Source organism: Bradyrhizobium sp. AS23.2 (assembly GCF_001908185.1).
Lineage (GTDB): Bacteria > Pseudomonadota > Alphaproteobacteria > Rhizobiales > Xanthobacteraceae > Bradyrhizobium.
The window spans coordinates 1-8,446 of record NZ_LGHM01000263.1 but is presented as its reverse complement, the minus strand read 5'-3'; the positions used below and the strand labels follow the sequence as shown (position 1 = coordinate 8,446).

The 8,446-nt window shown below is 61.2% G+C and carries 9 protein-coding genes; 2 read left to right on the top strand and 7 right to left on the bottom strand.

Translation table 11 applies throughout. From position 1 onward, the window contains the following. Nucleotides 1-132 precede the first annotated feature (132 nt). From AC630_RS40290 to AC630_RS40255, 7 genes are all read right to left on the bottom strand, one after another. Nucleotides 133-441, bottom strand: coding sequence for a TSCPD domain-containing protein (locus AC630_RS40290; RefSeq protein WP_074123893.1), 309 nt, complete (start codon nt 439-441; stop codon nt 133-135). After that, on the bottom strand, nt 438-2,051 hold the full coding sequence (locus AC630_RS40285; protein WP_074123892.1) for an AAA family ATPase: 1,614 nt from the start codon (nt 2,049-2,051) through the stop codon (nt 438-440). Before AC630_RS40285 ends, AC630_RS40290 begins: the two co-directional genes overlap by 4 nt. Beyond that, nucleotides 2,052-2,324: a winged helix domain-containing protein gene (locus AC630_RS40280; RefSeq protein WP_074123891.1), complete on the bottom strand. Its 273-nt coding sequence runs from the start codon at nt 2,322-2,324 to the stop codon at nt 2,052-2,054. It abuts the gene before it with no gap. Next, complete coding sequence (locus AC630_RS40275; protein WP_074123890.1) at nt 2,321-2,512, bottom strand: hypothetical protein; 192 nt, start codon at nt 2,510-2,512, stop codon at nt 2,321-2,323. The genes AC630_RS40280 and AC630_RS40275 overlap by 4 nt, the downstream gene beginning before the upstream one ends. A 90-nt stretch (nt 2,513-2,602) precedes the next feature. Continuing rightward, complete coding sequence (locus AC630_RS40270) at nt 2,603-2,857, bottom strand: hypothetical protein (RefSeq protein WP_074123889.1); 255 nt, start codon at nt 2,855-2,857, stop codon at nt 2,603-2,605. Nucleotides 2,858-3,021: 164 nt separating this feature from the next. Further along, the gene (locus tag AC630_RS44900) at nt 3,022-3,990 is read right to left on the bottom strand and encodes a hypothetical protein (RefSeq protein WP_143198697.1); all 969 of its coding nucleotides are present in this window, start codon (nt 3,988-3,990) and stop codon (nt 3,022-3,024) included. Nucleotides 3,991-4,081: 91 nt separating this feature from the next. After that, nucleotides 4,082-5,350, bottom strand: a complete 1,269-nt coding sequence (locus AC630_RS40255) for a tyrosine-type recombinase/integrase (protein ID WP_074123894.1) — start codon at nt 5,348-5,350, stop codon at nt 4,082-4,084. 240 nt (nt 5,351-5,590) lie between these two features. On the opposite strand from AC630_RS40255, the gene AC630_RS46515 reads away from it, so the two are divergent. Continuing rightward, the gene (locus AC630_RS46515) at nt 5,591-5,776 is read left to right on the top strand and encodes a hypothetical protein (RefSeq protein WP_074123886.1); all 186 of its coding nucleotides are present in this window, start codon (nt 5,591-5,593) and stop codon (nt 5,774-5,776) included. Between the two features lie 378 nt (nt 5,777-6,154). After that, nucleotides 6,155-7,498, top strand: a complete 1,344-nt coding sequence (locus tag AC630_RS40245; RefSeq protein WP_245330653.1) for a DUF1254 domain-containing protein — start codon at nt 6,155-6,157, stop codon at nt 7,496-7,498. Nucleotides 7,499-8,446: the final 948 nt, after the last annotated feature.

Below are 8,446 nucleotides of genomic sequence, written 5' to 3'. Positions count from 1 at the left end.
CGACGCCCAAGACCATGCTGGGGACACCAATTTCGGATGGTCGTCTCGGATTTTCCCGCTCTCTTAGCCGCCGCTCCGAGGCTGATGCCTTCCCGAGGGTCGTACGGAGTAAGCACGTTAAAATGAGAGGCCTCAGGCGGTTTCATTTTCGACCCTCCTGAGCAACGTTGCCAAGGGGCCCGCCGAACCGCCCGACCTTGCCAAGGCATGCTGGATCGTCTCAAGCGGACAACCGTGCTGGAGGGCCAAGGACGCGACGATTGCCGCGTCCTGAGCGTTGGTCTCGGCAGCCGTGCCCACCTTCGTCCCGTTGATGAATACCTCCGCGATCCGGCCATCCTCGAACCGGCCGATACCGCCGGTGTAGGACTGGCCGTCGCATTCGAACCGGAAGAGCCAATGGGCTCGACGGTCCTTCAGGCGGGTCCGGAGGTCCTTCATTGGCGACCTCCGACCTGACCATGGGCGCCCAAATCATCCATAGGCGCCCTTGTTTGGGAGGGGGCGCCCATGGGGTTTTCGGGCGCCCATGATGCGTCCGGCAACTCCAACACATACCGGGAACCGGGACCGAAGCCGTCCCTAGTTGACTTGATGCCCAGCTCGGTTCGGGCGTCGCGGAAGGCCTTGCTCTTGCTGAGCCGTTTGTCGTCCTCCAACAGCGCAGCCGCACGGGCTTGGCGCTCGACCTCCAGAACGTCCACCGGGCCGGCCGAGAGGATGTCCCTCAGGAACTGCATGACGTCCTCCTTGCCGCCCCCCGATTGCCCCTTCTTGGTCCCGCGGTTCTCGGAGGCGGACAGCGCTTCGTCGATCGACTCGCTGACGTGGTCGCCCTCGAACATGACGTTCGATGACATGACGTCGTCCCCGACCAAGCGCTGTTCGAGCCGAAAGGCCAACCCCTTGCACTTCTTGCCGAGGTTATTCTTGGCTTGGAGCAAGAACCGGCGCTCGTCGTCCTCGGGATCCTCGATCACGGCGAACGCAGCTCGGGCCGCGGCGACGAACGCGATCGAGCCGGCGAACCGGTTCAAAGCGCTCTGGTTGCCACCGCCACCGCCCTTGTTGAGGTGCGTCACGGCGACCACGGCGATTCGGAGACGGTTCGCCATGTCAGCCAGCGGCTCCAGAACTTCGCGGGTCTCCACGTTGCCGTTGCCGTCGCTGCCCCCCATGTACGCCGAGATCGGGTCAACGATGATGAGCCTGACCGTGCCGATTTTCCTTGCCATCTCCTCCAGGAGGTCCACGTCCGTTTTCAGGCTGAACGTCTTCCGACCGGTCCCGTCCGGCTTGGTCGCGGCCAAGACAATGTGAACGCGGTCACGGTCGGCGCCCGCCGCCATGAGGCGCGGGATGATGGTGTCCTGAACGCCATCCTCAGCGGACATGAAGATGACGTCGCCTGGGAGCGTCGAGCCCTCGCCGCACGGCCAGTGACCACCGTTCGAGACGGTGGCCGACATGAACGCGGTGAGCTGGCTCTTACCGAGACCTGGCGGCCCACCCAGCAGGACGAGCTTGCCTTCCGGGATACGACCGGGCCAAACCCAGACCAATTTCTCCGGTTCGAGGTCGCTGGCGCGATGCGCGATCAACCGCCGCTTCGCGAGTTTCAAGCCGGACGACGTCTGATCCGGCTTTTGCTTCTCGTCGGCAACCCTCTCCGCGTACTTTCCGATCATGGCCTCGATCTCACATCGATCACGACCGAAGTACCCGTGAGCGACGGCGATTTCAGACAGGCGATCGACCATCACGTTCTTGGGCACCCACTGGCTCGCCACGGCATCCGCCAGCGTTGCTGCCGCCTCCGTGAAAACCGCAAGCTTGGCGTCCTGAGACGCCAGCGCCACGCTGCGCTTTACCTCGCGCAATATTTTCGCGGCCGTGGGCCCATATCGCCGCTCATCGCTGGGGGTGTCAGCAGCTTCGTCCCCGGCGCGGCTCTGAGCTTGGTCCGAGCCTCGGGCGTTCGCTGACAGAGCTTCGGCGCGGCGCTTCAACTCGTCTGCGGTCAGGGGCGCGCGTGAGTGATGAAAGTTCATTTACGCAGCCTCTGCAACAACGATGACGGGGGTTTCGAGCCGGTAACGGCCATGTGTCCCCGGAAACGATCCGCGGTGCGGCTCATATTCGGTGGTGATGGTCAGCCCGGCACGGCGGAGCTTGAAGATATAATGGCCGAGCCTCGGCGCCGGATTGGTCAGGGTCGTGATGCCGGCCGGTCCAGCGTTGATCAACTGGCGCAATGCCCAAGCTTCACGACCGTTAAACGTCTGGCATGCCCCGCTCGGCATGCGGATGGTGATGCTGCTCATTGCTCCACCCCCAATCCGATGCCGGCGAGGTTGGCGATCAGATCAGCGACCGCCGGATGAACGCGATAACGGCGCGCGACGAAGCTGCCGGCGCGGGTGCTCGGCCGCACCACCACGATGCGCCAGCTGAAGAGCGGCAGGTCGGAAACCGATTGTGCTTTGGGGTGTCGTTTGCTACAGGTTTTCAAGTTCAGAGACTCCTAGAGAGCCCGGTGCGCACGATCAGATCCGCCAAGATGTGGATCGTGCAGCCGGGTTTTCGTTTTTGGGGATTAGAGTTAGGCAACGCGACGGACTTCGGAGGTCGATCGGACCAGCGGGCCGATCTTTCCTTGTGCCCAGGCGTCGAGCCCCGAGATCGGGTAAAGGGGGAAGCGACCGGCGAGCCGAAAGGGCGGCCCTTCCGAACTGATGCAGGCCAGCTTCGCGAGCGTTTTCGGGGAGCAGGGAACGTTGTACGTGTCAGTCACGTACTTGGCGGCCTCGTTGCGCCGTAGATGGCGCTCCGACTGCCGTTCGTTAGTTTCATTCATCGTAAAGCCTCGCGTGGCGAAGGGAAGTAATGCGAGGTACTTACCCGCACGAACTCCCCTCGTCGCGATGCTTACGAGGCGGGTCTGCGCAGAGACTTTTCGATGCGCAGACGTGCTTTTTTCAGAGCGTCTTCAAATGCGCAGACGGCCTCTCTGCGCGTTGTTTAGCCGGCGAGGGCAGCCTTGTACTGCGCCCCAAGTTTCATCAGCGCCTCGTCGTTATAGTCTGCTTCATGCATTTCGATGTCTCCGGCATCAAAGTCGAACTCTTCTCCTTGGAGACGCCGCTTGCGCGCTTCCTTTATCCAAGAAGCATGATTTTGCGCGAAGCTTATCGTGCGATCCACCTCTAGGCGGCCAAATTCGGATCGTAACCTCGTCTCCCAAGACAGGAGCGTATTGGCTCCAACATTCAAAACGCCCGCCACTTCAGCAACAGCGTCCTTTTTTAAGCTCCCCAACGTTTGACGAAAGGCCACCATTCCCAATGCTTCCAGTTGCAAGCGCAACACGGTCAGGTCACGCTTGCGGCCGGTGGCGAGTGGGGCAAACATCGGCTGCACTTCGCCATAGTCGAGAGCTTCGAGACCTTGGATGGTCCTGACTTGAAGCCAGGTTGGCATAGCCCCAGGGTTGGCGCGCAATAGATTAACTAAGCATTTTCTCGCCGCCTCGGCGCTGCCGTCATCTCTTGGATGGAAGGTGGCACCCGCCTTTTCATGAACGTGACTGTCCACAATCGAGCGCTCTTGCAGGTACTGCGGATGTGACCTTGTTCCGGACGGCTGTAGGGGCACATACTTAAGGTTCTCAGACCCTAAGCCTATCTGATGATTTATCGCCCAGCCCGCCACGCACCGCACGAGTTGGCCAGCAATACTCAATGCCTCGAATGCTTCGCGATCCTTCCCCGCGGCAGTGACCTCGCCTCCGCTCGGCCGACTTCCGATTTCAAGATCATCAAGGCGAGCGAGCAGATGCTTGACGAGGGCAGTTTCGATCAGCGGTCCGTGGTGTTCTCGGCATCCAGGCTTTGCCGAAGGGTGTTCTCGATTGCGACCGGGCCAAACGGGATTGTCAGTCGCTTTATAATATTCACGCCCGTTCTCGAAATAGGTGTCGTCCGTAGCCATAGTGCACTTCCGCTTGTGCTCCGCATGATGGACGACGCGGCAGGCTGGTGCGGACCAGCTTTTCGGGAGCTACCCTAGCCGCGCCGATTGATCAGGCCGTCCGAAGCTGGACGACCTTGCTTTGCTTCTTTCCAATCATTGCATCGTCGATGTGCCTAGCGATCCGATCGGCTGCAGCCAGGAGCGCCGAATCGATCTTGTGAATATAGCCCTCGGTAACACTCGCTCGAGAGTGTCCGATTAGTGCCTTGATGGTCGGGATCGAATAGCCCAAGTCCTCGGCCGTCGAGCTGAACGAATGTCGCAGCCCGTGGCTAGTGATCCCCGGAACTTCTTTCGCTGACACCTTCTGCAGCCATCGTGTCAGGCCGGTATGGTGCTTCGCCTCGGTCGTGATGGCAGGAAACACATACTTCGACTTGGACTTGGCCATAGCAACCTTGAGGACCGCGATGACCGCCGGTCCAACGGGGCGGATACTCTTCCCGGTCTTGCTGTCACCAAGGCGAAGGGCCATCCCGACCGGGTCGACCTCGGTCTTCAGCAGTCCCTCCACCTCATCCAGGCGGCAACCCGTCATCGCGGACGCACGGCTCGCGAGAACGCGCTGCCAGTGCTCACCATTCGCCTCAGCCGTGGCGAGGCACTTGCCCAGACGGCGATACCCAGCGTCGTCCAGACGCCACTCCCTGGTCTGGTCCTTTGGACGCCTAATGCCGCTGACCGGGTTGTCGGGTCGATAGCCCTCATCGACAGCATAACTGAAGATGCCACCCAGCAGACCTATCGTCCGAGCGGCAGTCCCCTTCCCGCCCGTCACAATCGCCCGCCCTCGGGTTTTGGTCTTGACGTCGGCCGCGGACTTGCCAGCGATGATGTCTCGCTGAAAGCCCTTGGCGTCCGTGGAAGTGAAGCCCTTAACGGTCTTCTTGCCCACGAGCTTGATTATGTGGCGCTCGATGCGTCCCTTGTCGCTGTACAGCGTAGTCTCGCTCTTCGTCTCGCCGCGGCGGGTAAGGATCAGACCGCGTTCGGCCTTCTCCAAGTATTCCCTGCAAAGCTCCTCCACCGTCATGGCGCCGCGGGCGAGCTTCTTGCTCTCAACGGGATCCGCGCCCCTAACGACGTCCACGAGGGCCAGCTTGGCGTCTCTGCGGGCTTCTTCTGGGGTCAGGACGCCATAGCGGCCTAAGGTGAGCCGTCGGCTGCGCCCATTGGCATTCCGGTACTGGACAACAAAAGACTTCGCGCCGCTTTTCTTGACGCGCAGGCCGAATCCACGGAGCTCGTCGTCCCAGAGGAAGACATCCTTCCCGGCGGTTTTCGCAGCATCAACAATGCGTTTCGTCAGCTTGGGCAATTTTCCCTCGGGTAAGCGCCGGGTAAGCAGGCGCCGGAAACCGGGGGAAATTCGGAGCAACGACCGTAGCCCCCAAATCAGGCAGTTTTCAGCCTATATCTGGGGGCCAGCAATTCCAAGGGATTTCAGGTAAGCAAGGGCAATCTCCCCACCTTTGCCCTCCGAAGGCAAAGGTCACACGTTCGAATCGTGTCGGGTGCGCCATTTCAGTACAGAACTGCGAACGCCGAATGCCGCCGATTGTACACTCGAAGCGGCAACCAGGGTGCGAAGCAGTTCCGATTTCGATCCCGTGATACGAATCTCGTCGTCTGCTACCTCGACACGCTGAGCCAGCGCGCGCAGGTGATCCCGCCGATAGCCGCCGGCTTCACGGCGCGGGCCCTGCAGGAAAAGTCCTCGATCATGTCGGGGGTCATTGACTGACTGCCGGCGCTATCGTGTGTAGCCTGCGTCCGCTCCGCGTGAGGAAACGGGGAGCCTGAGCAACTTTGTCCGCTCGCTCGACCTTGGTGAGCTGGGATTGATGTGCGGTTTATTGAGGTATGGGACCGCAGATCCCACGTCACGAGCCCTTGAACGTGGAGTTTTTGGCGTAAGATGGCCAGCGCCATTCTCGATGCCCCTCTATAGCGAGCACAATCCGCGGATCGTGTCGTTCCCGGATCATCTTTGCTCAGCTGAAGGAGACTCTTGATGGGCCGGTTACGGATGTCACGTCGCGGAATGCTAACGCTTCCGATAGGAGCGGCCGCTTCCACGGCAATCGCGCAGCTTCCGGCGTTTGCGCAAACGGACCTCCCCGTGAGGACAAACGATGAGGCCGAAGCGGCACAGATCGCTACCGACGCCTATGTCTTCGGATACCCTTTGGTCACGACTTACATGACGCGGCAAGTCATGACTAATGTCGCGCGCCCAGAAGGGATTCGGTCACCCGTCAATCAGTTCGCCAACGTGCGGGAATATCCGACGGCGACCTTCACGGGCATAACGGCGCCCAATGCCGATACACTCTATTCAGAGGGCTGGCTCGACCTGGGGCCGGAGCCGATAGTCCTCTCCTGGCCCGACATGGGCGACCGCTACTATCTCTTCCCGATGCTCGATGCGTGGACCAACGTCATCGCCGCGCCGGGAACACGCACGACCGGGGGAGGGGCACAGGCCTATGTGATCACCGGTCCGCGCTACACGGGCCCAGTGCCTGCGGACCTGCCGCGCATCAGTTCCCCGACTGACCTTCTTTGGGTACATGGGCGCACCTACTGCACCGGCACGCCGGAAGACTACAAAAAGGTCCACGCCCTGCAGGACCAATATCGGCTCGTGCCTCTCAGCGCGTGGGGTAAGGGCGAATACAAGCCGCCGGTGAGCAAGGTGGACCCCTCTGTCGATATGAAGACCGCCGTCCGCGACCAGGTGGAACGTCTCAGCCCCGCGGACTATTTCGCGCTGCTGGCAAAGCTGATGGCCACCAATGGTCCGGTGGCGGCGGATGCGGCCGCTATGGCGCATTTCGCACGCATTGGACTCGTGCCCGGACAGCCTTTTGACTTTTCCACCCTTCCGCCTGCCATTCAGCGTGGTGTGAGCAACGCGCGCGAAGCCGGAATCAAGCGGATCATGGGGCAGGATAAAGGGGGCGGCCTCGCGCTCGAAAATGGCTGGGTGGTGATGTTGAAGACGGGCGTCTATGGCACCGACTACGTGCAGCGCGCCTTCGTCACGGCCGTCGGTCTCGGGGCCAACGACCCGAAGGACGCGGTGTATCCCTTCACGCAGATGGATGCGCAGGGCGCGAAGCTAGACGGCAAGAACAAGTATGTCATCCGGTTTGCACCGGGCGCATTTCCGCCGGCGCGTGGCTTCTGGTCCCTGACGATGTATAATGACAAATGGTTCTTTGTCGCGAACCCGCTGAACCGATACACGCTGAGCCAGCGCAATACGTTGAAACGAAATGCGGACGGTTCAACGGAACTCTACCTCCAGGCCGACTATCCGGGAAAAGATCGGGAATCGAATTGGCTGCCTACCCCGCAAGGGGAATTCATCCTGATGTTCCGGCTCTACATGCCCGAGGAAGCGCCGGCATTTTCCATCCTGGATGGCACCTGGAAGCCGCCATCGGTTCAAAAGGTCTGATCCGGAGCATTTGCAACAAATTCCGTTAGCTAGCGCATGAAACGGCCAGCGAGAATCGCCACGCCGGCCGTTTTATCGTGGTTGTTGTGGCCTCCTCCTCCAGGCAGTTGGCGGTGTGGACACCGCGAAGCGGCATAAAGGCCCTAGCGGATTTGCTTCAGCGGGTGCATGTTGGCCTCGGTGGGATGCGAGGAGGCTTGGTCATGCGTCACCCATCCAAACCACTACTCGACAAGGGAATGGCTTACAGGGCCGGCGCGATCGGTCTCGGGCTGCTTCCCATAGCTATGGCGTTCGCTGCCGTCCTTATACCGTGATCGGTGGCTCCGCGTCTGGCCCGCGAGCGGACGGTGTCTGCCTCAGAGCGGGCAAGCTGTGCCCGGTGCTGGCCCGCACCCCTGACCAGGGATAATCGGTTGTGGCGTCGGAAGCGGTGGCATCGGAAGCGGCGGCCACGGACGGATCGGCACCGGTTCGACAGGGATATTAGGCGGCCACGGCAACGGCGGAGGGCCGATGCGCACGGGAGGCAGCGGACCGATGATGATCGGCAAATCGTTGTTCGCGGTATCACTCGCGGCATTCGCGACGCCGACATATGCGCTCACAACAAGCAATGAAAGGCAGAGCGCGCGGAGAATCATTGTCGTCGGCTCCTGCTTGGGCGCACTGTCAATACGATCGCGCCAAGCAAGAATGAATCATTCCATCGCGCATCGCCAACGCCAAGCCGGACATGAGAGTTAGAGATAAACGACTAGTCTCAAAGAACTAGCCGCTCATCGCAGGGGCTCGGCACAATAAGGCAGCGAACCCGCACGGCGACGGATGAGCGTTGGAGCGGCCCGCCAGCGCGAACCGGCGGGCCGGCGCCCTCGCCGTTCCTCAGTCGGGCAGCACGAGCAACTTCGCGAAGCTATGGCGAGCTCCGGTTGCCTGGCTGGATCA